The following is a 24,671-nucleotide window of genomic DNA, read 5'->3' as shown; positions in this document are numbered from 1 at the left end:
CTCAATCTCCACGTCCTCAATATCACCATGAACCTCACGATCAACTTTACCACGCTCAAAAGCATCGCGGATGACTTTAGCTGCTTCTTTGCCGTGCAGATCGATCAGGGCACCGACCAAGGCCGTATTCAGATAGTTCCCATCATCTTCCCTGTCTTCCAGAAGCTGCTGAAGGCCTGCTACTGTGCTTTCACGATCCGCGTCATGGTAAGTCGCATTCCAGCGCAGAGACTCTATAGCCAGATCCCGGGCATCTTCATTTTCCCCGGTGTTTCTGGCAATGCTCCAAAGGCGATCAGTGGCCACTTTACCAAGACGACCGACCACAGAAGGCAGATACTCTGAAATCACAAAATGTTCATCATCTTTGTAGAACAGCTCCAGCAGAGGTTCTACCGCTTCTTTTGCCTGCAGAATACCCAGAACTCTCCAGGCATGAACGGGTGACCAGACGGTATCGGCATCGTCATGGTCAAAGAAGGCCCAGTCCTGAGCCAACTTCAACAGCTCCGGGATGTGCGACTCATTAAATTCAAAACGGCTGTAATCCGTCCAATCCTGCCAGTCGCAGTGGCCCAGACCAAGAAGTTCAGAAATAGGAGAGGTATAAGGACTCATGGAGATATCCGAAGGTGATCCGTACAGAAAGGCACGCAATCATAGTAGATCAGTTCAACTAATCCAACATCCTCGAGCTCCTTCAGAATAAATACTCCGGAGAGATTATGACGCTCATTCAAACTAACGTCTGAGAATAGCAATCCAGCGGCCAAGATTAAGCAGGCTGCCCAGCGCTGCAGCAACATAAGTCATGGCAGCCGCTTTTAATACCTCTCTGGCAGCAGGCATATCTTTTTCTGACAGGTAACCCTCCGCCAGAATGGGCAGGGCTTTTTTAAAGCTGGCATCCAGTTCAACGGGCAAATTGATCAGTTGCACCCAGATGGCCGCTAGCATACCGGAGACACCGATCAAAACCGTTAGCAACATGCTGTGTGGAACCCGGGTCAGGGCGAAAATCAGTGGCGTAATCATCAGTGCCATGGCACTGAAACGCTCTATGGTTATGGCGAGACGTATCCGCCTCTGACGAAGCATAAATCCGGCATGTTTTTCCTGATGCTGAAGCGCATGTCCGGTTTCATGGGCCGCGACAGCAACTGCTGAAACTGAACGTCCATCGTAGTTTTCCGGAGAAAGCGAAATCAGCCACTCTTCCGGGTTATAGAAGTCTTCTCCCTGGTTGCCTTTGATAACCTTTACACCCTCAAGGCCAAAGCGTTCCACAAGATGTTCAGCCAGCTCGCCACCGGTTCCCTGGAGATCCGGACGATCACTGCTATGTAGTCTGATTGTTCGCTTTACCCAGATCTGGGGACCAAACACCAGAACAAGAATCAACAACCCCAGGATGACAAAGACCATTCCATGCTCTCCAATCCATTGATAATGTTTTAGCCCGGAAATTTCGTAAACTATCGAGCTTTTCGCTCAGCCATTCTCTTGATTTGCAGCGTTTTTATACGCTTTCAGGATTAAAAAATGGCCTGTTCACGTACCACGTCGGCGATCACTTTCAAGACGACCAGGGCCAGAATCAGCCTTGGGGCCCAATGCATATTTTTTACATCTTTAAAGAATTGCAGCATGTTTTTCAGCCCATATTACCGCTTACTGTTTGTGAAAAGGTCTTTCATAATGAAAAATAATTTCACTTTTTCACTTGTGGCTGGGAAGCTTTATATCATATCTCGGCTGCCAGCTCATATAAGTGTCCGTCGCTGGCGTGGTTCAATGGCGGTATATTTCTATCTCTGCTGTTTGCTAAAATCCTGACCTGAATCGGGAAGCCTGGCATTATTGGCCGATCTGGTTTCTGAATCCTTGCCTCACTCCAGAATCTGCTTTTCATGGCTATATCGAATTTTGCCCCTGAGTATAATCACCGAGCCGTGTCCAGCCTTCTGCTGGATATCGCTGTTCTGCTTACGTCATCCGGTGCACATACTGACAGGGTTGATCGTAATATACGACGAATATCTTATGCCCTGGGATATGACATTGAACTATTCTTCTCCTTTGCCGGGATTACTTTGACTCTATCTGATCGAGAGAGCCCCCACCTTCAACACACTGCTTTTAAAAGAGTTGGCCATTACGCTGTAAACCTCAGTGTGGTATCCGCCATCAGTCGAATGAGTTGGAAAGTCGCTTTTGAAAACTGGCCCATGACCGACATTGCCATAGAAATAGAGCGCATCCGAAGCATTCCTCATTACCCAAAAATGGTATTGCTGGTCATGATAACTCTGGCAGGTATGGCCTTTTGTCGACTGGCCGGCGGAGAAGTTCTGGCCATGCTGCTGGCAGGTGCGGCGACAGCCATTGGCTTTACAGCCCGAAATATATTGCTGGCCAAGGGTTATAACCTTGCCCTGACCGTTGTCGCTGCTGGCTTTATCGCCAGTACTATCAGTGGAATGGGTCTGGTGTTTCACTGGGGAGATTCTCCGGAAATAGCTGTAGCCACTTCCGTTCTTTTTTTGATTCCGGGCGTGCCGCTGATCAACAGTATTATTGATCTCATGCATGGCTATATTATTGTCGGACAGGCACGCGCCACGCAGGGCATTGTTATCGCATTTGCCATTGCCGCAGGTATCGTCATCAGCTCCGCACTGTTGGGAGTTCATCAATAATGAGCGGTTTGCTGTTAGAAAAGTGTCTTTGGGCTGCTCTGGTCGCCATGGGCTATGCTACGCTGTTCACTTCGCCTATTCGGGCATTCTGGGCTTCAGCTTTTCTGGCTGCCCTGGGATACGGACTGAGAGGTGTAGCCCTGCAGTTTGGTCTCGATTTACTGACATCCACACTGCTGGCATCATGCACCATGGGCTTGCTGTCGATTCAGTTAGCACATTGGGTGCACACGCCTACTACTGTTTTTATGGCACCCGCTGTTATTCCGATGGTGCCGGGCGTCTATGCCTATAGAAGCATTATGGGGCTTATGGAGATGAGCCAGGCCACCACCTTCTCAAGCGATCTTTTAATGCAAACCGTCAGCTATGGGTTGAATACACTATTTATTCTTTTATCCCTGGCCGTCGGAGTCACCATTCCATCTCTGCTCTTTAAGAATCGCAGTGTCAAAGACATCCGTTTCCTGAAATCCCGTCGCACAAGAGTCTAATTTCTCATAAGTAGCCGGTTAAGTTGTCATCCAGGGAGTGTCAGGCAGTTTATCGAGATTCTGCTCATATCTGTTCAGATTGAAAGTCGCATCATTTTGAATCACATCGATAATCTCGACCGAAAGGGCGCAGGCAATATAGTCCATGGCTTCCTGTCTATCCATACCCGTCATGGTCAGCCTGAGCAGTGTCTCTTTAACCCTTGTGGGGTTATTCCCGGTCAGCTGGTTTTCTACGATTTCCAGCAAATGCGCCTCAGTGACCAGATCATCATCAATCATGGCATTTTTCCGATTATTAAATAGGGTAATCTTAGCGTTTTACCTTATCGATTGGCAGCCTGACGATGACTGAAATGGTTGAAATTCCGGAAGACTATTATCTAACCAACTTCCTGTCACTGCTGGATTTTGTTAATCATCATTATGAAGACCTGTTGGTGGATGATGAAAATAGTTTTCTCAGCTGTTTCCATGCTGCCTCTGAACCTGCCCGGCGTCTCTATGTTCGTCTGATTTGCAGAAAGGGCCCCTTGTTCCGCTCAGACTTATTGAAGTATCCGGAAATATTGGCCATAACCCCGGCAGCCCGTGAGCTTGAGAAGCTGGGGCTACTGGCTGTTAATCCTGATATTAACGTCTCGGAACTGGTTCAACTTGGCACCAAGCCAGAGCTCTTGAAGTGGTTCAGCTCAGTCAGTGGCATTGCTTCGAAGTTGAAAAGACCTGAACTTGTTGAACGGATTGTGGCTGAAGTCTCTCAGTCACCCGATCTGCCTTTTGATATCTATAAGCCTCTTTTCGCCGAACAGGTTCAGAATCTACAATTCCTGTTTTTTGGTAATCTCCATCAGAATCTGACCGAATTTGTGCTGCAAGACCTGGGACTTTATAAGTTTGAAAATTACCCTCTGGAAAAAAGCAATCGACTATTCAAAACCCGGCAGGAATTAAACGACGCTTTACAACTATCTAAGTTAGGCATTCTCGCTTATGAAGCAGAATTTGATAAAGACTCTCAAGCCCTTTGCCATTTACAAAATGAACTCCCCGCCCCACCTGCCAGCCCCATTCTAAAAAGACGCTTCAGCCGCCTGGTCAACCGGATCGCCAGAGAATTGGAGCGTAAAGAACGGTTCGATGAAGCTCTAAGCCTGTTTGCACAATCAAACCTGCCGCCAGCTCTGGAAAGAATGGCTCGTATCCACCAAAAGCTTGGAGAGATAAAGGCCAGCGAAACGATTTGCACCCATATTCTGAAACAACCTGCCAGCGATATGGAGCTGGAGTTTGCCAAACGATTCATCAGAAAATTAAAGAGGGAGAAAGCCTTACGAAAACAATCCCGTTTTTCTGAAAAACGCCTTTCCCTACCTGATAGCAGCGAAAGGGTTGAATTTCAGGTGCAAAAACACTTTCAGAATAATGGCTGGAAAACATTCTATGTAGAAAATACTCTGATCTGTGGGCTGGCAGGTCTGCTGTTCTGGGACATTCTGTTTGCCGATATTCCAGATGCCTTTTTTCATCCTTTCCAGAGTGCGCCTGCTGACTTATCGACCCCCGACTTTTACCGTAAACGACAGAATTTGTTTGAAAAAAGATTCAGACAACTGAAAACGTCTGATGTGACCCGGGAGGCTCTGACTATTTATCAAAAAAAGCGGGGCATTTCCAACCGTTTAATCTATTGGCCCGGGCTTTCAGAAGAGTTAATCACGCTTGCCTGCGACCTGATACCCTGGCCTCACCTGAAAGCCATGCTGGAAAAACTGGTTTTCGACTTTGCCCATAATCGTACTGGCTTTCCCGACTTGATTCTTTTTCAGCCAGAAACCCGGAAGTATCGATGGGTAGAAGTAAAAGGCCCTGGTGACCGACTTCAGGACAATCAGAAACGCTGGCTTTCATTTTTTTCCGAACACGATATACCGGCTGAAGTTATGTATTTGGATTGGCAGTAGTCAGAATGGTGTCATGACCATCGCCGAGATCAGCCTCTTTGGCTACAGCACACTAACACTTGACCGACTTTCCTTTTATCGTGGTCAGGCTTAAATGCTTTTTCAGAGTCCGGTTTCTGAAAAGATTTCCTCTTCCCCGTCCGACGCTGAGGTATTTCTTTGATAAGCTGGTGGAGGGTTTGCAGGTGCAGTTAGGGTGGATCGACTGTCTCTTTCTTCATAGGGTGGCGGTTGCATTGAAATAATGGGCGGATAAGAATGGCTACCGGCATCTTCATCAGCCCGGAGTAAACCCTGAAGCACGGGAGTACTTCCAGGCTGGTCTGTTACTGGCAAATGCCTGCGACAAACATCATCTGCCTCAGTTATACGACGACACCGGATACTGCAGCCATCGTTCCGATATGCACTGACAGCTAGGTAAGTCAGGCAACCAATACTGGAGCCAGTAATGCCACCGATAATAAGTCCTGTGGGACTGGTTCCGCTTCCAATAGTGGCAATACTCCCTATAAGGAAACCAACAGCACCTCCAAGGCCTGTAGAAATTCCAGTACAAATCCCGTGTCTTCGAGCACTTTGCAACGTCGGGTCCTGGCAAATACATTCTACTATTGTTGCACTTCCTGCTACCTGCATAACATCCTACCCACATTAATGATTTATGTTGTCATTATTCAATTGGACTAAAGTATCTGAAAAAAGTTCCTCAGTTTTTGTCAGAAAACATCCAGAGCCTTTGAGAGTGAGTTAATACTTTAAATGCTTTTTCAAACCGTAGTTTCTGAAGAAGTTTCCTCTTGCCCATCCGACGCTGAATCATGTCTTTGGTAGGGTGGCGGAGGATCTGCAGGTGTGGTCAGGGTGGCTCGACTGTCTCTTTCTTCATAGGGTGGCGGTTGCATTGAAATAATGGGCGGATAAGAGTGGCTACCGGCGTCTTCATCAGCACGGAATGACCCCTGAAGCATGGGGTTGCTTCCGGGTTGGTTCATTACTGGCAGGTGTCTGTGACAAGCGACGTTTGTCTCAGTTATACGACGGCAGCGGATAGTGCAGCCTTCAGTCCGGTATGCACTACAAGCCGCGTAAGACAGGCCACCAAGACAGCAACCAGAAGAGCATCCGATAAGAAATCCTGCGTAAGTACTTGCGGTTGCGAGAGGCAGCACATTCCCGGTGAAGCCGGCAATCAGGCCTCCACAACATGCAGAAGTTCCGCCAAGAATGCCGTGTTTTCGAGCAGTTTTCGTCGTTGGGTCTGGGCAAATACATTCTAATATTGTTGCACTTCCTGATACCTGCATAACATCCTACCTCCATTAATGATTTATGTTGTTATTACTTTATTGGACTAAGGTGCATTAAAAAAGTTCCACAGTTTTTGTCAGAAAAATGAATTTTTCTCTCTGTCAACAATCACGGAGCAGCGGGGATCATTGCTTAGTGCCAGACAGGCACAGTCTCTGATATGTGATGCAGGGAATAGCGTGGCTGAACCCGGAAAGGTTCATTATTCGGTGTCAACGGGGACAATCAATGAAATGGCGCTCTCGTAGGGAATCGAACCCCAATCTCAGCCTCCGGAGGGCCGCGTGTTATCCGTTACACCACGAGAGCATCGTCTGGCGTAGCCTCGACAGGGCTGAGGCAGGTTAGAATCCCTGTCCAGCTGAGCTACGACTGTTTGAAAGCCAATTGACTTCAGGGCTTTCAGCGGAGGCCAATATTACTGATCAGCTTCCTGCCTGTCTATGGCTTTTTGCCGCAAATACGGTTTTAGACACTGGTATCTCAAGCTGAACAGGTTTTGGCGGATTCGTCAACTGTCAGCTAATAACCTTTCCTGGCAGCCGGGGTCCTGCATGCATAAGCGTGTCTTGTCTGGTGGAAATACCTGTGACCAACCTTTTTTGCTTTTTCAAACGCCCTATCCGAGGTGACGTAAGATTCAGCATTTGCCATGAACTCAGGGAACTGATGGGAAAAGATGAAATCTGATCTGGACGAACATGACACTGCCTTCTATACATCAAGCACAAATCTCAAAGCAGCACTTAATCACAAATTCAGGGACTGCCAAGTAGATGCATTCCTGTGGATTTTTTTGTGACGCTTGCTCTCTTTATTAAAATCAAAATGGTGTAGCTGTTTATGCGCTTGTTTATTTTTTTAGTTTTCAACTTAATTTTAACAATAGGGTACGCTGACGTATGTCCAATTTGTCTGCATGAAATTATCAGTGGTCAGCAAAGTACCAGCCTTTGTTGCGGACATGATTTTCATAAGGATTGTATAGAGACATTACGATCAAATCATCGTGATCTGTTATGCCCGGTTTGCAGGCAGCGATCCCGAGTACACCATGGTGCAAGTTCGGGAAATCATAGTGTTTGTTTTGGGCAAGAACCTGCGGTTGAGGCACTTTCCAGACCAGAGCTTCAGGCAAATATGATTGTCGAGCTACAAAACAAACCGGCTAGTCCTAAGTTATTATCTGCAGCAGCTCTATTTGTACAATCACAACTCCATTGTCCACCAAGAGACGATAATGACAGAAGATTATACAAAACATTACTTGATTTGTTCTTTCAGCGTTTTTCAGAGTTAAGCGAAGCCGATCGGTGGAAATCAGTAGAAGCTTTTCGAATGATAATGGATATAACATGCAAGCCAGAGACACAGACTCAGACAGAGAATCAGACAGAGACAGAGACTCGGACAGAAACTCAGACTCAGACTCAGACTCAGACTCAGACAATGACAGTGACAGTGACAGAGACAGTGACAGAGGCAGAGGCAGAGGCAGAGGCAGAGACAGAGTCAGAGACACAATGACAGCTGATTTTATTTAGCAAAATCGCCGTCAACCCTCGCCCAATCGAGGGTGTCGCAAATAAAGAAGCACCAATGTTTATATTTCGACAAATAGTTCAATACAATCAATCTGTTAAACAATTAGCTGATATGACAAACGTTTTGTTCTATAATCCGCGTTGCTTAAAAACAATTCGGTTGCTGGCGGTGCCCTGAGCACACAATAATAAGATCATCTCAATGGTTTATTCAGGTCCACCAGATCTAACCATAAGCAGCATAAGCGTTGAGATGCCTGACGTAGCCAAGTGCCACTGGCCAATTACAGTAAATTGTGCCACTGACTCATTACATGGTGCCGCGGGCCTTTGTCGATATAGGGGATAAGTGAGTGTCTCGGGTAACTCAAATACGTACGTTAATTGCCTTGGTCGGAGGCCTGTTTTCCGTCCTGGCGTTCGCCAAGCCTGTTGAGCTGGATGATATTTCCCGTAAAGAAGTAGCCGAGCGCATCGCTCCTCTTGGCTCTGTGTGTCTTGAAGGTGAAGACTGTGCTGCCAATGCCGGCGCCACTGCCAGCACCGCCAGTGGTCCTCGTTCCGGTGAGCAGATCTTCAACCAGTTCTGTACTGCCTGCCATACTTCCGGTCTGCTTGGCGCTCCCAAGAAAGGCGACAAGGCTGTCTGGGAAACCAAACTGGCTGCAGCGGGTGATTTCAGCAAGCTGCTGGGTAATGCCATCAAAGGTGTCGGCAGCATGCCTCCAAAAGGAACCTGTGGAGATTGCTCTGACGAAGAGATCAGCAACGCCATTGAATTCATGAGTGGTCTCAAGCCCTGATACGCTTCAGTGTTGTCAGCTTCACTGGCTCTCAGGCCAGTGGACTGACAAAGCCTTCCGGCTTAACAGCCAGAATTGAACAGTAGATATTGTTCAGAATATTCTCAGCCGTATTCCCCATCAGTACTCCACGGGCATGACGGCTCAGAGTTCCCATAACGATCAGATCCACATTAATTTCGTTGGCCAAATTCTCTATTTCTCTGGCAGCGTTGCCTTTCAACAGGTGTACTTTTACCCTGTCAGATTCAGGATCAATGCCCGCATCAACCAGTGTCTTATCCAGTCTCTGCTGATAGCGCTGATGAGTGCTCTCCTGAAGATCATAGATCTCCTCATCACCCAACATCCTCAATGCAGGCTGGTTCAACGGCAGGTTCCAGACTGTCACTATATGCAGCTCAGCGTCTTCCTGACTGCTGAGATAGTGACCATGAAGGAGCAGATTTCTATTCAGGGCCACCGCATCAGAGTCCGGGTCACCGACATCGACCGCTACCAGAATCTTGCCGGTGAAATCAGGTAGCTGATCCCTGCAGGCCATCATCAATACAGGGACCGGACATTTTCTTAGCAGCGCCAGGTCATTACCTGTTAACTGATTACGAACCAATGCCCCAGAGGGATCTGCAAGCTTGATAACCAGGTCTACACCAAATTCTTCAATTAAACCCGCAATAAGTTGTCTTGGCTTGCCAGCAACAATATGAACTTCGGCTTCGATGCCTTCTTCCCACGCCAGTTGCCTGAACTTCTCGGCATCCAGTTCCAACTGCTTTCTCATGGCAGCCTCCAGCTTGCTTTCCAGAGGTATGAACTGAAGCTTGCGCATAATTTCCAAGCTTTGATCAAAAAAGGCCATAATAAGCCTGGCGTGGTTATCAGCCACCAGCCTGAAGGCCTGTCTTAACTCGAGCTCGCTGGTATGACTTCTGGTGATGGCCACCATAACGGTCTTGAAAGCATGCATAGTCAACCCCATACAGTTCGCATCGGGCTTGTCGAATTACGTGCCGCCATCCTGCGACAAGCTCAGAACGAACGAAGTGTGTATATCAGTTCCTGGCTGCACCGGAAGCAAGACTCCAGAAAACGCCTCAGATCATCTCACCAATAACCGGAATAATAGACAGCACCAGTAAAAGCGCCATAGTGATGTTAAATGCCCTTTGATAAGACGGCTGTTGCAACACCTTTTTCAGACGAACACCAAAAAATAACCAGACGCCTACGCAGGGAATCGCAGCGACCAGAAAGGCCAGGGCAATGACAATCACTTGCAGAAATACATCTCCGGACACTGTTGTATAAGCAGCCACGGCACCTGTCGCCATAATCCATGCCTTCGGGTTTACCCACTGAAACAGGGCTGACTGTATAAAAGTCAGTGGTCTGGACTTGCCGCCATTTAAATCGGCAGGTGCAGACTTTGCGATGAGCCAGGCAAGGTATAGAAGATAAGCGACACCCAGAACCTTGATAATATCGTGAAGCACTGGAAAAAGATCAAACACCGCCCCCAGCCCCAAACCCACAAACAACACCATCAGAGGAAAGCCAAGACAGATGCCCAAAAAATGGGGGATGCTCTGTCGGGTGCCATAATTCATCCCCGAGGTCATGATCATGACATTATTGGGTCCCGGAGTAATCGTACTGGAAAAAGCAAAAGCCAGCAGGGGCCACAAAACGATGCTCAACTCGCCACTCATTATGAAACTCCCGATACTGTTATCTGGCCTTTGAGGAAGAGTACAGCGGCTCCACGCAGCAACACCCTGTCCTCAACCCATTCACACCCCAGCTCCCCCGTTCTTCGGGAAATCTGTTCAGCTTTGAGTGTTCTTTTGCCCAATAGTCCAGACCAATAAGGAGTTAGCATAGTATGAGCTGAACCGGTGACCGGATCTTCTTTATGAATGGGAAGCACTTTCATTATTTGTTCCTTTCTTCGGTTGTCCGATCAAAAACGATTTGGACTCTCTTGTTTTTTTTGCCTTTACTTTCAACCGGCATAAATTGTCACCATACAATTTTGTTTTTATTTTGCTTTTTTCATTTGATTGCAGTTTATAGGCTGCTTAAAATGGTTCAATCCTTTTATTGTCACCATGACAATCATGTAAATAGCTGAATCTATGATCGACTGGCAACCTGATCTGGATCGTTTTTCCGGTCCCAAATACAAAGCGCTGGCTGACGCTATAGAAGAAGCCATAAAGGAGGGCAAGCTAAACAATGGCGACCGGCTGCCCACACACCGCTCTCTATCTGAGCAACTGGGTGTCACCATCGGGACAATTACACGTGGCTACGCTGAAGCTGAACGACGGCGGCTTATCATCGCAAGAGTGGGAAGTGGTACATTTGTTCTTGGCAAGGTCTGGGAAAAAAGAGATTTCTCTATTCCAGAGCCCCGGGAATCCGACCTGATCGACCTTAGCCTCAGCTTGCCCGTCCCGGCCAACCGAGAGCAAACCCTGGCCAGGAGCCTAAGTTCAATAGCCGAAAAATGGCAACAATTGTCGCCTTTACTGGATTACCATCCGGAAACGGGCATCCCCCGGCACCGTGAGACCATAGTTCGCTGGATGGGCTATCACGGAATGAAAGCGGCGCCAGACAATATTCTGATAACATCCGGTGGCCAGAACGCTAACATGCTTACCCTCCAGGGTCTCATGAGGCCCGGAGATGTTATCGCGTCAGAATATCTGACCTACCGCGGATTTATTAATGCCGCCAGACACTGGCAGCTTCGCCATATGGGTTTGGCCATGGATCGGCACGGTCTGACGCCTGAGGCGCTGGAGCAATGTTGTGATCAATTCAAACTCCGTCTTCTCTACCTGACGCCAAACCTTCAGAACCCGACGGCCACTTTAATGCCACTGGCCAGGCGTCAGGAAATTCTGGACGTTGCTGCTGCGCACAACCTTGTGATTCTTGAAGACGATGTGCAGTTTATTCCACCTGAAAACCGCTTACCGTCTCTCTATAGCCTTGCGCCGGAACGAGTGGTGTACACTTCAAGTTTTTCCAAATTCCTGGCGGGAGGGCTGAGAGTCGGTTTTATTTGCAGCCCGAAAGACTTGAACCTCAAAATCAGAATTGCCATGCAAAACAATTATTGGAGCGCACCGCCACTGATGTCAGAAGTGGTAACGGAATGGATTGACTCCGGGGAAGCCCGGCAACTGACAGACTGGCAGCGGGAAGAAATCCTGCACCGGCAGGACATTCTGAAAGAAACTATCGGGCACCTTGATATTCAGTCACAGCCTTATAGTTTTTATGCCTGGCTGAGACTGCCAGAACCCTGGCGGGCAGAAACATTTGTCCAACAGCTGGAAAGTAAAAATGTTAAAGTGTTGCACTCTGAAGTTTTTGCGGTTGGCAGCTCGGCTGCGCCTCAGGCCGTGAGAATCTGTATCAGTAGTCCATCATCAAGAGATCAACTCAAAAGAGGACTGGAAACCATCAGCGAACTTCTGGCCTCTGACCCCAAACCTGTTTTCAGACCCATTGTCTTTTAAATGGTTTTTTAGATGAAACAACTGAATACTTTCTGGCTTAACAGTGGCCTGGCTTTGGCAGGCTGGCTGGTGTGCATGACAACCCGATCAACCTGGGCTGTTGCCGCAGCAGTCATCATTCTGATAGTACACTTCTCTACCTACGGCTCATGGAAAAAAGAGCGGGAGATTATGTTTATTACCCTGATTCTCGGTAGCGCCCTGGACAGTGTGATGAGCAATATAAGCGTTCTTCAATTTGCCGGTGAGAGTCGAATTCTTCCGCCATGGCTGGCTTGTATCTGGATAATGCTGGGACTGACCATCCGTCATAGTCTGAGCTGGTTAGGTAAAAGCAGACTGACAGGCAATCTGTTTCTTATTATTTTGAGTGCAGCACATTACTTCCTGTTGTTACAGTTTACCTATGTATCTTCCTGTCTGCCCACATGGCAGGCAGTGGCTATTCTTTCAATATCCGCAACAATAATTATTAATATTATTCTGACATTCTCTGATGTCTGGTGGGAAAAATATCGTCTCCAGAACCCGAAATAATCTCACCTGTTATTGAGTCTGAAAAATCACTGCTATCGAATTGCTGCCACAGAAACAGGCTCAAAAAGAGTCTGCTCTCAAATACGCTTACATAAAAGTATCACTTTAGTTACATAAACTATTGTAATATGCCGTCATTTCTGTGTAGCCTGACAACATTTCCGGGCGATGAGCTCTAGATGACATAGTGCGCGAAAATAAAAAAGGAAAGTATTTGATGACCGTCTCAGCCCCCCCTGTTAATGCCAGCAACTTTCTGACTCAAAAGGCAGCTGATATGAAGTCCTGGTTCGAGTCCGGGACCCAACCCATAGAAGGCCTGAATGTTCGTAAAATGCCGGCCCGTGCAGAGCCTCTTGAATACATAGCGAGCGCGGGAAAAACCAAAAACAAGGCTCGCTTCAAACTGATTGTCAGTAAGAACTTTAAGCTTTGGTCGATGGATCTTGAAATGAGTTTTTTCTGCCAGCCCTGGCTAAGCAATGACGGCATAGCCAACCCACCTGGTTTACTTTTCTCAGTCATTGATGACGAAGGTACGATTCACCCCATTGAATACCTGCCGACAGTGTTCGATTATGAAGAAGAGGATATGAATGCACCACAATGGTTCAGCTTCTGGATTCAAAAAATTCTGAAAAGACCTTCAATCAAAATTGTCTTTGCCTATAAACAACTGATTTTCTCTGAGCTTGATGACTAAAGCGCCCTTTCATTTACCATGATACGCCCAGAAACAATAATAAGAACCGGAGCCTGCTTTGAATAATTCATAACAAAAGGCTCCTTTCTTTTTATTTCCGGACGGGTGAAAAATATCTGCTATTACTTAATAAAAACAGGCAGAGCCTTCTTACTCCGAAAATACTGGATTAGTAACATACGTTTTTCTGCCATCTAACTTTTTGGAAGGAAAATAATGAATCGTTTACTCCTGCTTTTCTTCACTGCTTCACTATCACTCTTCTCATATTCAGAATTCAGTCACTACACTCATCGCTGGGTTGCCGTATTTGACTCAGGTATTGTTAAAAGCTGCGATGCAGAACTACTGATCGAAAAGCTGGACAAACTCTCTTCAGAGGTGACGATATCACTGGTACGCCCCTTCGGATCCTGCGGTATTGTTTTTCTTTCCGATTCATCGCTGGATATTGAAAGCCTGACTCAGCAGGACCCATCCATTCGATATATTGAACCAGATGGCCTTAACCAAATTCTGCCGGAAATGACACCCATTAATTAGCAACAAAACATAAGAGAACGATAATTAAAACAATTCCCTTCTAAAGAGTGATGACAGCACTAACAACCTGGTAGCCTGTTATCTGGCATTGATTCCCTGGACTCCGGCTCTCCCACTGCTTGCTTCTACTTCTATTAGTGCTAAAGTGCATGATTTTTCCATTTTATCCCTCTTGAGCATTTTAATGACCTCCCAGTACACCAACAACATCAAGCTGACTGAATACAGCCATGGTGCAGGATGCGGCTGCAAAATTTCGCCACAAATTCTCGATGGCATTCTAAAAACCAACCTTCAGCTGCCTGACTTCCCCGGACTGATTGTCGGTAACTCCAGCAAGGACGATGCCGCTGTTTTTGACCTCGGAAATGGTGAAGGCGTGATCAGCACCACTGACTTTTTCATGCCTATTGTTGATGATCCCTTCGATTTTGGACGAATCGCTGCCACCAATGCGATCAGTGATATCTACGCCATGGGAGGTAAGCCCATGATGGCTATTGCCATTCTGGGCTGGCCAGTGAATAGGCTGCCCCCTGAAATTGCCGCAAAAGTTGTCGATGGCGGTCGTCGGGCTTGTGCTGATGCCGGTATTCCTTTGGCAGGTGGGCACAGCATTGATGCACCGGAGCCTATTTTCGGACTGGCGGTCACTGGCAAAGTACCGCTAGAGCAGCTCAAGCGCAATGACCAGGCCCGGGCAGGTAGCAAGCTTTACCTTACCAAGCCTCTTGGTGTCGGTATTCTCACCACAGCCCAGAAGAAAAAGCTGCTCAGGGACGAACACAGCCACCTGGCTCGTGATGCCATGTGCACACTTAACAAAATTGGCTCAGAGCTGGCGCAATTACCGGGTATCAGTGCCATGACCGATGTCACAGGATTTGGTCTGCTGGGTCATCTGATTGAAGTCTGTGAAGGCAGCGAAGTAGCGGCCAATATCAGAATGAGCGCTCTACCACTACTCCCCCACGTCAGTGAATACCAACTACAAGGTTGCATTCCGGGCGGTACTGTACGCAATTTTGACAGTTATGGGCATAAAGCCGGGATCATCATAGAAGAGCAAAAACAACTCCTGTGTGATCCACAGACCAGTGGTGGCTTACTGGTCGCTGTGGACAGGGAAAGCGAAGAAGCGTTTCTGGCCATCACCCGGCAGCATGGTCTTTCACTGGAGTCTATTGGTGAGCTGGAAGAATATTCAGAAGGCCCATTGGTGAGGGTTCAGGTATAAAAGGCCAAAAAAAGCCCGACAGTGTCGGGCTTAAAAAAAAGGTTAAATTGTACGGTTACCGTATTCGCTCGAAGGTTTTTTGGGCGGATCAGCAGTAACATTTGATGGGACCTCTTCTATTTCACCACCGGACTTAAGAAAGGCCTCTACCTGAGCGTTAAGACTCTCTCTGAGTTTTTTCCGGGATTCAACTGTGCGTTGATCAGCGGGTTCGTCTCGACTCCCCAGATAACTGATATCAACCCCGTCAAAACCAGCAGCAGCTTTTTTCGGCGTTTTCCGTGCCATAGCTATTTCCTCTTGGATACTGGTCAATGGAGCAATCTGTGCTCCAACCCATATTTTAAGACTTTAGTTCCGATTTTTTTTAGTTATAGTCCAGCGTTGGTAAAACGCCAGTCGGTTCGAGTCCTCCATTGATATACTGCTGTTAAAAAAAGACCAATGAAATTATAATTACCTATATAGACGGCCTTGTAAAGTCGCAATCAAGCGACGTTTTCCGCCGCGCTTTTTGTGCTCTCCTAACCAGAGTCCCTGCCAGGTCCCGAGATTAAATCGGCCCCCGGTAACAGGTATCATCACACTGGCACCCCACAAGCTTGATTTTATATGGGCCGGCATATCATCAGCCCCCTCAAGAACATGGCGATAGTAGTCGGCACTATCCGGAATAGCTTGAAGGGAAAATGTTTCCATATCATGACGAACATCCGGATCTGTATTCTCATTCAGAGTAAGGGACGCGGATGTGTGCTGAATAAAGATATGAGCCAGACCCACCTGATAGAGTGAAAGCTCGGGAAGCTTTGACTCCAGCTCATCAGTGATAAGATGGAAGCCCCTGTCTTTTTCCGACAGTTGAATCAGTTTCTGAAACCAACTCATATCAAGTCTTCTCCTGTTTTGCCGAACTGCATTGGGCATTAAGCCCTTTTGGATAGCTTAACAGGCCTGTTTAATGATTCAGAGATTTTGGTTTGCTTTCATACTGCCTCTTTCTTTTCTGACAGCACTGTCTCACGCCAACGATTTGAATAACTTTGGCTGTGACTTTCTTGCTATGCAGGCTTTCTATATGGAAGAACTGGGAGTCAGTGGTGTCACTATTGTTCATCTGACACAAAAAATGGATAAGCCCGAAATAAAGGGCTTTACCAAACCGCTCGGGCCGAAAAAGTACCTGATAGCCTTGGCAGAAGGACTCGAACCCAGTGAAATAAGAGTCACCATGGCTCATGAACTGGTGCATGTCCGGCAGCTGGAAGAAGGCTCAATCGAAAACAGTGAGTTTAAAAAGCATTATCTGGACCGAAGCTTCGAAGATGAAGCCTTCCGGCTAAGCCTGCCATTAGCTGCCCAATTCTACACCAGCCATTCATGTAATGATGAAAATCAGGCAAAGCAACACTGAACGAAGGGGTAGTAGAGTATTTTCCAGCTCAGGGGCGTCGATAGTTGCGCCGTCTATTGATGACAACCTCTCCGAACTTATTGATCTACCCGCTGTTATAGTCTACTTTTTGGATATACAAAATATATATACAGGACTAAACATGGAAACCAGTGTATTTAGAAACAACCGTTCACAGGCGGTCAGAATCCCCAAAGAGCTTGAGCTGCCAGAAGGCACAAATCGTGTCAGGATCTCCAAACGTGGAGAATCTATACTGATCACTCCGATAAAAGGAGACTGGGACTCATTCTTTCAGATGGTTGATGAAAACGCTGTTGAGTTTGAGCGTCAGCCTCAACCCGACATGCAGGCCAGAGATCTGGGGGATTGGGGCGAATGAAATATATGCTGGATACCAACATGGTTATCTTCGCTATGCAAAAAGACGACCCCAGGCAAGTACGCCAAAAGATAACCAGCCACAATGGTGATATGTTCATTTCCTCAATCACCTATGATGAGCTGATGTTCGGTGTTTATAACTCAGACAGCGAAAAACGAAAGCAGACCAAAATCATTATACTAAACGAGTTTCTCATGAGGGTGTCCATTTTGCCCTTTGATGAAAAAGCCGCCGATCACTCAGCCAATATCCGGCAACACCTTTGCTCAAAAGGCCAGCAAGTCGGCATATACGACAATCTCATTGCGGGTCATGCCCGAAGTCTTGGCATGACATGCATCACCAACAATACCCGTGAATTCGCCAGGGTACCCTCTCTGCTCGTGGAAGACTGGACCAATGTAAAAACACAAAAAACCAGCAGAAAAAGGTCATTGAGTTCAAACTGATCTACGAAAGAGCCTTGTGTAACTGCCAGAGTTCACCGCTGATTCAATTGCTAAAAGTTGAGTCTGTCAGTTAAACAGGGTCGAGAGATAATCCAGAGGCGCATAGAACTTTTTCCACTGAGTCCAGCCGGTCTCTGAAAAGCCTTCTTCCATTGGATAGCCATAAACGACGTAGTTTGAAAGACTGTTGATGAGAGCGAAGGTCAGTGCAGGCACCAGAGTGACACCGGCTCTGATAAATGGGTTGTTTGAGGTTATCTTCGAACTGCCGAACATAAGCAGGACTCCAACTCCGCCCACAGCTGAGGATCCGAGTCCGACTCCGAATCCGGCTCCTAATCTGGCCAAGGCTCCGGCTGAGGTCGTGGCACTGGCTATGGCTCCAGCTACGGCCCCGGCTTCGGCTCCAGCGCCGGCTCCGGTTATAGCTCCGACTTCTGCTCCGGCTCCTGCTATGGCTCCGGCTCCGGCAAAAGTTCCTGCTAAAGCTGCGATTCCGACTCCGGCTAAGGCTAAGGCTCCAGCTTCAGCCTTTAACTGTTCCCCCGCATCAATTGTTAACAATGAAAAAATTCCCGAGAGGCTACCCGCAATTGCTGCGCTGACAGCGGAAGCAAGAGTCGCTTTTGCCGGACTGAAGCCTTTATAGATCATGGCTTCATAGGCGACAGCGCCTGCCATAATCCCATTGACCACAGACAATGTCGTGTACCCTCCAGCCGCATACCATTCAGTTGTAGTATTTCTCACGCTCATTTTTCTTAGAATTACCGCCGAAAAAGCGCTGGCTCCAGTTCTTAATAATGCTTCGGACGCAAGGTAGATCAGGACTGTAACAGGTATCTTCCCACTCGTTTTCGTTATAGCCGCATAAGCTGCCATTACAGCACCGGCAAAATATAGGGGTTTCCACCAGCGCTGCTCCAGGGGCCAGGGAGACACATGCCCAGCCAGCGCCACTTCGGTGCTGGTCATCAGGGGGGCCAGCTGCAAACAAAAATCCGTTTTCAACTTCTCCAGCTCCTTTGTATCCGATTCAGCCAGATCATATTTACTAGAAAGCCCCGAGACTATTCCCGCTGTTTTACACACACCCCACCAGATACCCAGGTTGAGCAGGGTAGACAGAGAGAATCCAGCAATGTTTACCGTTAACTCAAGCCCGTTTGCCACCAGTGCGGTGTCATTTAAAGGCTCAAGAAAATCAAAATCATTTTGTAAGGGGGGACTGGCCTGTGCTGTCGTATAAAGCAAACACAAAACTAATGGACACAGGTTGAATGGCTTTCTCATGGTGATTTACCAGATGCAGCTACTGAACCGGAAATATAGACCTTTATCAGAGCTATGGATGACAAAATTCTTAACTCCAACGTGCGCTGCAGATAAGGCAACTAACACATAATGAGGCTCTTTTACCGTGTTCTTCTCACCAAGGCTGATGGTTTAATTCCTGTTAACCTCAGGGGCACTTCAAGCGTCTGTCATCTAAACAGGGTCGAGAGATAATCCAGGGGCGCATAGAACTTTTTCCACTGGGTCCAGCCGGCCTCTGAAAAACCTTCTTCCAGTGGATAGCCATAAACGGCGTAGTTCGAAAGACTATTGATAAGAGCGAAGGTCAATGCAGGCACCAGGGTGACACCGGCTTTGATGAACGGGTTGTTTGAGGATATCTTCCAATTGCCGAACATTAGCAAGGCTGCGACTCCACTTAAGGTAAGGGTTCCGGCTCCGATTCCGCCTGAGATTCCATTACTGACTTCTGCTGAGGCTCCAGCTCCGAGTCCGGCTACGGCTCCGGCTCCGGCTCCGATTCCGGCCAGGGTTCCTGCACATGCTCCTCCACCGGCAACAGCTCTGACTACAGATTCGATTGTGGCTGTGGGTATAACTTCAGCTCCGAATCTGGCTAAGGCCAAGGCTAAGACTCCAGCCCCGAGTCCGGCTATGGCTCCAGCTTCGATTCCGGCTAAGGCTCCAGCTACGATTATGGTCAGGGCCTGCGTCTGTCCGTCCACATCAATTGATAGCATTGAAATAACTCCCGAGAGGGTACCCCCAATCGCTGAGCTGACAACAGAAGCAAGAGCCGCTTTTGCTGGACTGAAGCCTTTATGGATGATGACTTCATAGGCGACAGAGCCCGCCATAACCCCATTCATCGCAGAAAATATCATGTATTCCCAAGCGGCATACCTTTCAGCTTTAATATCCCTCACGTTCATTTTCCTTAGAATTAGCGTCGAAATAGCGCTGGTTCCAGTTCTTGATATCGCTTCGGACGCAAGGTAGGTCAAAACTGCGACAGGTATGTGCTTCCTCGTTTTCGTAACACTGGCGTAAGCTGCCATTCCTGCACCGGCAAAATACAGGGGTTTCCACCAGCGCTGCTCCAGGGGCCAGGGAGATACACGCCCGGCCAACGCCACTTCGGTGATGGTCACCAGGGGGGCCAGCTGCAAACAGAAATCCGTTTTCAACTTCTCCAGCTCCTTTGTATCCGATTCAGCCAGATCATATGTGCTTGAAAGCCCGGAGACTATTCCCACTGTTTTGCATACACCCCACCATATACCCACATTGAGCAGGGTAGACAAAGAGACTCCGGCAATGCTTGCCGTGAACTCAAGTCCGTTTGCCACCAGTGCGGTGTTATTTAAAGGCCCAAGAAAATCAAAATCATTTTTTAAGGGGAGACTGGCCTGTGCCGTCGTATAAAGCAAACACAAAAGCAAAGGAAACAGTTTGAATGACTTTCTCATGGTGACCTGCCAGATACAGTTACTGAACGGGAAATATAGACTCTTAACAGAGCTACGGATGACAAAATCCTTAACTACAACGTGCGGTGCAGATAAGGCAGCAAACACATATTGAGGCTCTGCTAATGAGGTCTCACCACAGCCTGATGGTCTACTTCCTGTTAACCTCAGGGGCGCTTCGAGTAAATGGATTTGAAGGTTGAATCTGTCAGTTAAACAGAGTCGAGAGATAATCCAGGGGCGCATAGAACTTTTTCCACTGAGTCCAGGCGGTCTCTGAAAAACCTTCTTCCAGTGGATAGCCATAAACGGCGAGGTTCGAAAGACTATTGATAACAGCGAAAGTCAACGCGGGCACCAGAGTGACACCGGCTTTGATAAACGGGTTGTTTGAGGTTATCTTCCAATTGCCGAACATAAGCAAAGCTGCGACTCCGCTAAAGGTAAAGGCTCCGGCTGTGACTCCGGCTCCGATTATGCCTCTGATTACTGCTGAAGCTGAAGCCCCACCTCCGATTCCGGCTATGGCACCCGCACATGCTCCTGCTCCGGCTATAACTGCGACTACAGCTTTGATTCCGGCTGCATCTCCGGCTATGGCTCCAGCTCCGGCTATAGCTGTGGCTCCAGCTCCGGCTATGGCTCCAGCTACAATTCCGGCTAAGGCCTGTGCCTGTGCGTCTACCTCAATGGTTAATACTGAAATAACTCCCGAGAGGGTACCTGCAATCGCTGAGCTGACAACAGAAGCAAGAGCCGCTTTTGCTGGCCCAAAGCCTTTATGGATGATGGCTTCATAGACGACAGCGCCTGTCATAATCCCATTGATCAAAGACAACAATGAGTATTCCCAGGAGGCATACGTTTCAGTTGTAATATTCCTCACATTCACTTTTCTTAGAATTAACGCCGAAATAGCGCTGCCTCCAGTTCCAGATACCGCTCCGGACGCGAGGTAGGTCAAGACTGCGACGGGTAAGTGCTCCCTGGTTTTCGAAGCAATAGTGGCGTAAGCTGCCATTCCTGCACCGGCAAAATACAGGGGTTTCCACCAGCGCTGCTCCATGGGCCAGGGAGACACATGCCCGGCCAGCGCCACCTCGGTGGTGGTCACCAGCGGGGCCAGCTGCAAACAGAAATCTGTTTTCAACTTCTCCAGCTCTTTTGTATCCGGTTCAGCCAGATCATATGTGCTTGAAAGCCCGGAGACTATTCCCACTGTTTTGCATACACCCCACCATATACCCACATTGAGCAGGGTAGACAAAGAGACTCCGGCAATGCTTGCCGTTAACTCAAGTCCGTTTGCCACCAGTGCGGTGTTATTTAAAGGCCCAAGAAAATCAAAATCATTTTTTAAGGGGAGACTGGCCTGTGCCGTCGTATAAAGCAAACAGAAAAGTAAAGGAAACAGTTTGAATGACTTTCTCATGGTGACCTGCCAGATACAGTTACTGAACGGGAAATATAGACTCTTAACAGAGCTAAGGATGACAAAATCCTTAACGTGCGGTGCAGATAAGGCAGCAAACACATATTGAGGCTCTGTTAATGAGGTCTCACCACAGCCTGATGGTCTACTTCCTGTTAACCTCAGGGGCGCTTCGAGTAAATGGATTTGAAGGTTGAATCTGTCAGTTAAAGAGAGTCGAGAGATAATCCAGAGGCGCATAGAACTTTTTCCACTGAGTCCAGGCGGTCTCTGAAAAACCTTCTTGCAGTGGATAGCCATAAACGGCGAGGTTCGAAAGACTATTGATAAAAGCGAAAGTCAACGCGGGCACCAGAGTGACACCGGCTTTAAAAAGTGGGTTGTTTGAGGTTATCCTGGAACTTTCCAACATAAGCAAGGCTGCGAATCCGGCAAAGGTAAAAGATCCAACTTCGGCTCCAACTAAGGCTACTAATCTCTCTCTGAACCCGGCAGGAGCTGCGGCTGGAACTGCGCCTGTGGCTGTGGCTGTCGCTGCGGCTGAAGCTGCAGCTGTGACTGTGAGTAAAGCTGCGGCCCCGGCTCCTAATCCTGCTCCTGCTCCGAGTCCGATTCCTGCTCCGGCTACAGCTCCGGCTAAAACTCCAATCCCGGCTTTGGCTAATGTCTCTCCGCCCACATCAATTGTTAACAATGAAATAATTCCCGAGAGGCTACCCGTAATCGCTGCGCCAACAACAGAAGCAAACATCGCTTTTGCTGGCCTGATACCTTTATGGATCATGGCTTCATAGACGACAGCGCCTGCCATAACCCCATTAATCAGAGACAATATTGCGTATTCCCCAGCCGCATACCATTCAGTCACCATATCCCTTACGCTCATTTTTCTTAGAACTAATGTCGAAATAGCGCTGGCTCCAGTTCTTGATGCCGCTTCGGATGCAAGGTAGATCAAGACTGCGACAGGTACGTGCTTCCTCGTTTTCGTACTACCGGCGTAAGCTGCCATTCCTGCACCGGCAAAATACAGGGGTTTCCACCAGCGCCGTTCCAGGGGCCAGGGAGACACATGCCCGGCCAGCGCCACTTCGGCGGTAGTCACCAGGGGGGCCAGCTGCAAACAGAAATCCGTTTTCAACTTCTCCAGCTCCTTTGTATCCGATTCAGCCAGATCATATGTGCTTGAAAGCCCCGAGACTATTCCCGCTGTTTTGCATACACCCCACCATATGCCCACATTGAGCAGGGTAGATAAAGAGACTCCGGCAATGCTTCCCGTTAACTCAAGCCCTTTTGCAACCAGTGCGGTGTCATTAAAAGGCTTAAGAAAATCAAAATCATTTTGTGAGTGGGGGCTGGCCTGTGCCGTCGCATAAAGCAAACATAAAAGCAATGGAAACAGGTTGAATGACTTTTTCATGGTAATTTTCCCAGTACAGCTAATGAACGGGAAATATAGACCCTAAACGGAGCTATGGATGACAAAATCCTAAGGCAGCAGACACATAGCGAGGCTCTGTTACTGAAGTCTCATCACGGCCTGATGGTCTGCTTCCTGTTAGCCTCAGGGGCACTTCGGGTAAATGGAATTGAAAGTTGATTCTGTCAGTTAAACAGAGTCGAGAGATAATCCAGGGGCGCATAGAACTTTTTCCACTGGGTCCAAGCTGTCTCTGAAAAGCTTTCTTCCATTGGATAGCCATAAACGGCGTAGTTTGAAAGACTGTTGATAACAGCGAAAGTCAACGCAGGCACCAGAGTGACACCGGCTTTAATAAGCGGGTTGTTTGAGGTTATCCTTAAACTGCCCAACATAAGCAAGGCTGCAACTCCGCCAAAGGCAAAAGCTCCAGCTATGGCTCCAGCTGCGGCTTCGACTCCTGCTCTGAAATCGGCTTTGGCTATGACTGTGGCCGTTGCTGTGGCTTTGGCTATGGCTGCGGCTATGATTGTGGCTTTGGCTGCGGCTGCGGCCACAGCTCCGACATCTGCTCCGATTCCGACTACTACTCCGGCCAGAGCTCCAACTAGAACTCCGGTCCCGGCTTTGGTCTCTGTCTGTCCGCCCACATCAATTGTTAATAATGAAATAAAACCCGAGAGGGTACCGGCAATCGCTGCGCTGACAACAGAAGCAAGAATCGCTTTTGCTGGCCTGAAACCTTTATGGATCATAGCTTCATAGGCGACAGTACCTGCCATAACCCCATTAATCACAGACAATATTGGGTATTCCCCAGCCGCATACCAATCAGTTACCACTTCCCTCAGGCTCATTTTTCTTAGAGCTAACGCCGAAATAGCACTGGCTCCAGTTCTTGATACCGCTTCGGACGCAAGGTAAATCAAGACTGCAACAGGTATGTACTCCCTCCTTTTCGAACTGGCAGCATAAGCTGCCATTCCTGCACCGGCAAAATACAGGGGTTTCCACCAGCGCTGTTCCAGGGGCGAGGGAGATACATGCCCGGCCAGCGCCACCTCTGCGATAGTCACCAAGGGGGCCAGCTGCAAACAGAAATTCGTTTTCAACTTCTCCAACTCCTTTGCATCCGATTCAGTCAGACTGTGTGTGCTTGAATGCCCGAAAGCTATTCCTGCTCTTTTACATACACCCCACCATATACCCACATTGAGCAGGGTAGACAAAGAGACTCCGGCAATGCTTTCTGTTAACTCAAGCCCGTTTGCCACCAGTGCGTTGTCATTAAGAGGCTTAAGAAAATCAAAATCATTTTGTGAGGGGGGGCTGGCCTGTGCCGTCGTATAAAGCAAGCACAAAAGTAATGGAAACAGGTTGAATGACTTTCTCATTCTGATTTGCCAGATACAGTTCCTGAACGGGAAATATA

Annotated in this window: 26 protein-coding genes and 1 tRNA gene; 13 read left to right on the top strand and 14 right to left on the bottom strand. The window is 48.0% G+C overall.

Annotation, left to right across the window (positions count from 1 at the left end):
• Positions 1-741 precede the first annotated feature (741 nt).
• Positions 742-1,425: a zinc metallopeptidase gene (locus tag ACOJUO_RS11235; protein ID WP_422139823.1), complete on the bottom strand. Its 684-nt coding sequence runs from the start codon at positions 1,423-1,425 to the stop codon at positions 742-744.
• A 485-nt stretch (positions 1,426-1,910) separates the two neighbouring features.
• Between ACOJUO_RS11235 and ACOJUO_RS11230 the strand changes: the two genes are divergently transcribed.
• Together ACOJUO_RS11230 and ACOJUO_RS11225 are read left to right on the top strand one after the other, a co-directional pair.
• Positions 1,911-2,699: a threonine/serine ThrE exporter family protein gene (locus ACOJUO_RS11230; protein WP_422139822.1), complete on the top strand. Its 789-nt coding sequence runs from the start codon at positions 1,911-1,913 to the stop codon at positions 2,697-2,699.
• On the top strand, positions 2,699-3,193 hold the full coding sequence (locus ACOJUO_RS11225) for a threonine/serine exporter family protein (RefSeq protein WP_422136792.1): 495 nt from the start codon (positions 2,699-2,701) through the stop codon (positions 3,191-3,193). The genes ACOJUO_RS11230 and ACOJUO_RS11225 overlap by 1 nt, the downstream gene beginning before the upstream one ends.
• Positions 3,194-3,211: 18 nt before the next feature.
• Here the strand turns inward: ACOJUO_RS11225 and ACOJUO_RS11220 are convergent, their stop codons facing one another.
• A complete protein-coding gene (locus tag ACOJUO_RS11220; RefSeq protein WP_422136791.1) occupies positions 3,212-3,475 on the bottom strand; it encodes a hypothetical protein in 264 nt (87 codons plus the stop codon).
• A gap of 65 nt (positions 3,476-3,540) precedes the next feature.
• Between ACOJUO_RS11220 and ACOJUO_RS11215 the strand changes: the two genes are divergently transcribed.
• Positions 3,541-5,157 carry a VRR-NUC domain-containing protein gene (locus ACOJUO_RS11215; RefSeq protein ID WP_422139821.1) on the top strand — a complete coding sequence of 539 codons (1,617 nt, stop codon included), beginning with the start codon at positions 3,541-3,543 and terminating at the stop codon, positions 5,155-5,157.
• 770 nt (positions 5,158-5,927) lie between these two features.
• Here the strand turns inward: ACOJUO_RS11215 and ACOJUO_RS11210 are convergent.
• Both ACOJUO_RS11210 and ACOJUO_RS11205 read right to left on the bottom strand, forming a co-directional pair.
• On the bottom strand, positions 5,928-6,152 hold the full coding sequence (locus ACOJUO_RS11210; protein ID WP_422136789.1) for a hypothetical protein: 225 nt from the start codon (positions 6,150-6,152) through the stop codon (positions 5,928-5,930).
• 550 nt (positions 6,153-6,702) lie between these two features.
• Positions 6,703-6,777: transfer RNA gene (locus tag ACOJUO_RS11205), tRNA-Arg, on the bottom strand.
• 534 nt (positions 6,778-7,311) lie between these two features.
• Between ACOJUO_RS11205 and ACOJUO_RS11200 the strand changes: the two genes are divergently transcribed.
• Together ACOJUO_RS11200 and ACOJUO_RS11195 are read left to right on the top strand one after the other, a co-directional pair.
• The gene (locus ACOJUO_RS11200; protein ID WP_422139820.1) at positions 7,312-7,995 is read left to right on the top strand and encodes an RING finger domain-containing protein; all 684 of its coding nucleotides are present in this window, start codon (positions 7,312-7,314) and stop codon (positions 7,993-7,995) included.
• A gap of 370 nt (positions 7,996-8,365) precedes the next feature.
• Positions 8,366-8,815, top strand: coding sequence for a c-type cytochrome (locus ACOJUO_RS11195; RefSeq protein ID WP_422139819.1), 450 nt, complete (start codon positions 8,366-8,368; stop codon positions 8,813-8,815).
• Between the two features lie 31 nt (positions 8,816-8,846).
• Here ACOJUO_RS11195 and ACOJUO_RS11190 read toward each other — a convergent pair whose 3' ends face one another.
• The 3 genes from ACOJUO_RS11190 to ACOJUO_RS11180 all read right to left on the bottom strand — a co-directional run bounded on the left by ACOJUO_RS11190 (position 8,847) and on the right by ACOJUO_RS11180 (position 10,751).
• Entirely contained in the window at positions 8,847-9,785 is a 939-nt protein-coding gene (locus ACOJUO_RS11190; RefSeq protein ID WP_422136786.1) for a universal stress protein, read from the bottom strand.
• A 127-nt stretch (positions 9,786-9,912) separates the two neighbouring features.
• A complete protein-coding gene (locus ACOJUO_RS11185; RefSeq protein ID WP_422136785.1) occupies positions 9,913-10,527 on the bottom strand; it encodes a LysE family translocator in 615 nt (204 codons plus the stop codon).
• Positions 10,527-10,751 (bottom strand): PhzF family phenazine biosynthesis protein, encoded by a 225-nt coding sequence (locus ACOJUO_RS11180; protein WP_422136784.1) that lies wholly within the window; start codon positions 10,749-10,751, stop codon positions 10,527-10,529. Before ACOJUO_RS11180 ends, ACOJUO_RS11185 begins: the two co-directional genes overlap by 1 nt.
• Before the next feature lie 202 nt (positions 10,752-10,953).
• On the opposite strand from ACOJUO_RS11180, the gene ACOJUO_RS11175 reads away from it, so the two are divergent.
• The 5 genes from ACOJUO_RS11175 (at position 10,954) to selD (ending at position 15,371) form a co-directional block, all read left to right on the top strand.
• Complete coding sequence (locus ACOJUO_RS11175; protein ID WP_422136783.1) at positions 10,954-12,351, top strand: PLP-dependent aminotransferase family protein; 1,398 nt, start codon at positions 10,954-10,956, stop codon at positions 12,349-12,351.
• Between the two features lie 12 nt (positions 12,352-12,363).
• A complete protein-coding gene (locus ACOJUO_RS11170; protein ID WP_422136782.1) occupies positions 12,364-12,888 on the top strand; it encodes a DUF2878 domain-containing protein in 525 nt (174 codons plus the stop codon).
• Positions 12,889-13,105: 217 nt separating this feature from the next.
• Positions 13,106-13,591 (top strand): hypothetical protein, encoded by a 486-nt coding sequence (locus ACOJUO_RS11165; RefSeq protein ID WP_422136781.1) that lies wholly within the window; start codon positions 13,106-13,108, stop codon positions 13,589-13,591.
• A gap of 216 nt (positions 13,592-13,807) precedes the next feature.
• Positions 13,808-14,134: a hypothetical protein gene (locus ACOJUO_RS11160; protein ID WP_422139818.1), complete on the top strand. Its 327-nt coding sequence runs from the start codon at positions 13,808-13,810 to the stop codon at positions 14,132-14,134.
• Between the two features lie 184 nt (positions 14,135-14,318).
• Positions 14,319-15,371 carry a selenide, water dikinase SelD gene (selD, locus tag ACOJUO_RS11155; protein WP_422139817.1) on the top strand — a complete coding sequence of 351 codons (1,053 nt, stop codon included), beginning with the start codon at positions 14,319-14,321 and terminating at the stop codon, positions 15,369-15,371.
• Between the two features lie 42 nt (positions 15,372-15,413).
• Here selD and ACOJUO_RS11150 read toward each other — a convergent pair whose 3' ends face one another.
• Together ACOJUO_RS11150 and ACOJUO_RS11145 are read right to left on the bottom strand one after the other, a co-directional pair.
• Positions 15,414-15,659, bottom strand: a complete 246-nt coding sequence (locus ACOJUO_RS11150; protein WP_422136778.1) for a hypothetical protein — start codon at positions 15,657-15,659, stop codon at positions 15,414-15,416.
• Between the two features lie 168 nt (positions 15,660-15,827).
• Positions 15,828-16,259, bottom strand: a complete 432-nt coding sequence (locus tag ACOJUO_RS11145) for a secondary thiamine-phosphate synthase enzyme YjbQ (protein ID WP_422136777.1) — start codon at positions 16,257-16,259, stop codon at positions 15,828-15,830.
• A 73-nt stretch (positions 16,260-16,332) separates the two neighbouring features.
• Here ACOJUO_RS11145 and ACOJUO_RS11140 point away from each other — a divergent pair, with 73 nt between their 5' ends.
• The 3 genes from ACOJUO_RS11140 (at position 16,333) to ACOJUO_RS11130 (ending at position 17,619) form a co-directional block, all read left to right on the top strand.
• Positions 16,333-16,785, top strand: a complete 453-nt coding sequence (locus ACOJUO_RS11140; RefSeq protein ID WP_422139816.1) for a hypothetical protein — start codon at positions 16,333-16,335, stop codon at positions 16,783-16,785.
• A gap of 142 nt (positions 16,786-16,927) precedes the next feature.
• On the top strand, positions 16,928-17,167 hold the full coding sequence (gene vapB, locus ACOJUO_RS11135; protein ID WP_317143578.1) for a type II toxin-antitoxin system VapB family antitoxin: 240 nt from the start codon (positions 16,928-16,930) through the stop codon (positions 17,165-17,167).
• Positions 17,164-17,619 carry a PIN domain-containing protein gene (locus ACOJUO_RS11130; protein ID WP_422139815.1) on the top strand — a complete coding sequence of 152 codons (456 nt, stop codon included), beginning with the start codon at positions 17,164-17,166 and terminating at the stop codon, positions 17,617-17,619. Before vapB ends, ACOJUO_RS11130 begins: the two co-directional genes overlap by 4 nt.
• A 66-nt stretch (positions 17,620-17,685) precedes the next feature.
• Here ACOJUO_RS11130 and ACOJUO_RS11125 read toward each other — a convergent pair whose 3' ends face one another.
• The 5 genes from ACOJUO_RS11125 to ACOJUO_RS11105 all read right to left on the bottom strand — a co-directional run bounded on the left by ACOJUO_RS11125 (position 17,686) and on the right by ACOJUO_RS11105 (position 24,633).
• Positions 17,686-18,912: a hypothetical protein gene (locus tag ACOJUO_RS11125; RefSeq protein ID WP_422136774.1), complete on the bottom strand. Its 1,227-nt coding sequence runs from the start codon at positions 18,910-18,912 to the stop codon at positions 17,686-17,688.
• 191 nt (positions 18,913-19,103) lie between these two features.
• Positions 19,104-20,384: a hypothetical protein gene (locus ACOJUO_RS11120; protein WP_422139814.1), complete on the bottom strand. Its 1,281-nt coding sequence runs from the start codon at positions 20,382-20,384 to the stop codon at positions 19,104-19,106.
• Positions 20,385-20,592: 208 nt separating this feature from the next.
• Positions 20,593-21,816 (bottom strand): hypothetical protein, encoded by a 1,224-nt coding sequence (locus tag ACOJUO_RS11115; RefSeq protein ID WP_422136772.1) that lies wholly within the window; start codon positions 21,814-21,816, stop codon positions 20,593-20,595.
• A 202-nt stretch (positions 21,817-22,018) separates the two neighbouring features.
• Positions 22,019-23,239: a hypothetical protein gene (locus ACOJUO_RS11110; RefSeq protein ID WP_422136771.1), complete on the bottom strand. Its 1,221-nt coding sequence runs from the start codon at positions 23,237-23,239 to the stop codon at positions 22,019-22,021.
• Between the two features lie 185 nt (positions 23,240-23,424).
• A complete protein-coding gene (locus ACOJUO_RS11105) occupies positions 23,425-24,633 on the bottom strand; it encodes a hypothetical protein (protein ID WP_422139813.1) in 1,209 nt (402 codons plus the stop codon).
• Positions 24,634-24,671: the final 38 nt, after the last annotated feature.

Source organism: Endozoicomonas sp. ALC020 (assembly GCF_049275935.1).
GTDB lineage: Bacteria > Pseudomonadota > Gammaproteobacteria > Pseudomonadales > Endozoicomonadaceae > Endozoicomonas_A.
Note: the sequence above shows the minus strand (reverse complement) of the source record. Positions and strands in the feature narration are given on the sequence as shown.

Excerpts from the sequence above, each read along its gene's own strand:
- ACOJUO_RS11235 (WP_422139823.1), bottom strand. The coding sequence starts at position 1,425 with ATGGTCTTTGTCATCCTGGGGTTGTTGATTCTTGTTCTGGTGTTTGGT.
- ACOJUO_RS11230 (WP_422139822.1), top strand. The coding sequence starts at position 1,911 with ATGGCTATATCGAATTTTGCCCCTGAGTATAATCACCGAGCCGTGTCC.
- ACOJUO_RS11225 (WP_422136792.1), top strand. The coding sequence starts at position 2,699 with ATGAGCGGTTTGCTGTTAGAAAAGTGTCTTTGGGCTGCTCTGGTCGCC.
- ACOJUO_RS11220 (WP_422136791.1), bottom strand. The coding sequence starts at position 3,475 with ATGATTGATGATGATCTGGTCACTGAGGCGCATTTGCTGGAAATCGTA.
- ACOJUO_RS11215 (WP_422139821.1), top strand. The coding sequence starts at position 3,541 with ATGACTGAAATGGTTGAAATTCCGGAAGACTATTATCTAACCAACTTC.
- ACOJUO_RS11210 (WP_422136789.1), bottom strand. The coding sequence starts at position 6,152 with ATGAACCAACCCGGAAGCAACCCCATGCTTCAGGGGTCATTCCGTGCT.
- ACOJUO_RS11200 (WP_422139820.1), top strand. The coding sequence starts at position 7,312 with ATGCGCTTGTTTATTTTTTTAGTTTTCAACTTAATTTTAACAATAGGG.
- ACOJUO_RS11190 (WP_422136786.1), bottom strand. The coding sequence starts at position 9,785 with ATGCATGCTTTCAAGACCGTTATGGTGGCCATCACCAGAAGTCATACC.
- ACOJUO_RS11185 (WP_422136785.1), bottom strand. The coding sequence starts at position 10,527 with ATGAGTGGCGAGTTGAGCATCGTTTTGTGGCCCCTGCTGGCTTTTGCT.
- ACOJUO_RS11180 (WP_422136784.1), bottom strand. The coding sequence starts at position 10,751 with ATGAAAGTGCTTCCCATTCATAAAGAAGATCCGGTCACCGGTTCAGCT.
- ACOJUO_RS11175 (WP_422136783.1), top strand. The coding sequence starts at position 10,954 with ATGATCGACTGGCAACCTGATCTGGATCGTTTTTCCGGTCCCAAATAC.
- ACOJUO_RS11170 (WP_422136782.1), top strand. The coding sequence starts at position 12,364 with ATGAAACAACTGAATACTTTCTGGCTTAACAGTGGCCTGGCTTTGGCA.
- ACOJUO_RS11165 (WP_422136781.1), top strand. The coding sequence starts at position 13,106 with ATGACCGTCTCAGCCCCCCCTGTTAATGCCAGCAACTTTCTGACTCAA.
- ACOJUO_RS11160 (WP_422139818.1), top strand. The coding sequence starts at position 13,808 with ATGAATCGTTTACTCCTGCTTTTCTTCACTGCTTCACTATCACTCTTC.
- selD (WP_422139817.1), top strand. The coding sequence starts at position 14,319 with ATGACCTCCCAGTACACCAACAACATCAAGCTGACTGAATACAGCCAT.
- ACOJUO_RS11150 (WP_422136778.1), bottom strand. The coding sequence starts at position 15,659 with ATGGCACGGAAAACGCCGAAAAAAGCTGCTGCTGGTTTTGACGGGGTT.
- ACOJUO_RS11145 (WP_422136777.1), bottom strand. The coding sequence starts at position 16,259 with ATGAGTTGGTTTCAGAAACTGATTCAACTGTCGGAAAAAGACAGGGGC.
- ACOJUO_RS11140 (WP_422139816.1), top strand. The coding sequence starts at position 16,333 with ATGATTCAGAGATTTTGGTTTGCTTTCATACTGCCTCTTTCTTTTCTG.
- vapB (WP_317143578.1), top strand. The coding sequence starts at position 16,928 with ATGGAAACCAGTGTATTTAGAAACAACCGTTCACAGGCGGTCAGAATC.
- ACOJUO_RS11130 (WP_422139815.1), top strand. The coding sequence starts at position 17,164 with ATGAAATATATGCTGGATACCAACATGGTTATCTTCGCTATGCAAAAA.
- ACOJUO_RS11125 (WP_422136774.1), bottom strand. The coding sequence starts at position 18,912 with ATGAGAAAGCCATTCAACCTGTGTCCATTAGTTTTGTGTTTGCTTTAT.
- ACOJUO_RS11120 (WP_422139814.1), bottom strand. The coding sequence starts at position 20,384 with ATGAGAAAGTCATTCAAACTGTTTCCTTTGCTTTTGTGTTTGCTTTAT.
- ACOJUO_RS11115 (WP_422136772.1), bottom strand. The coding sequence starts at position 21,816 with ATGAGAAAGTCATTCAAACTGTTTCCTTTACTTTTCTGTTTGCTTTAT.
- ACOJUO_RS11110 (WP_422136771.1), bottom strand. The coding sequence starts at position 23,239 with ATGAAAAAGTCATTCAACCTGTTTCCATTGCTTTTATGTTTGCTTTAT.
- ACOJUO_RS11105 (WP_422139813.1), bottom strand. The coding sequence starts at position 24,633 with ATGAGAAAGTCATTCAACCTGTTTCCATTACTTTTGTGCTTGCTTTAT.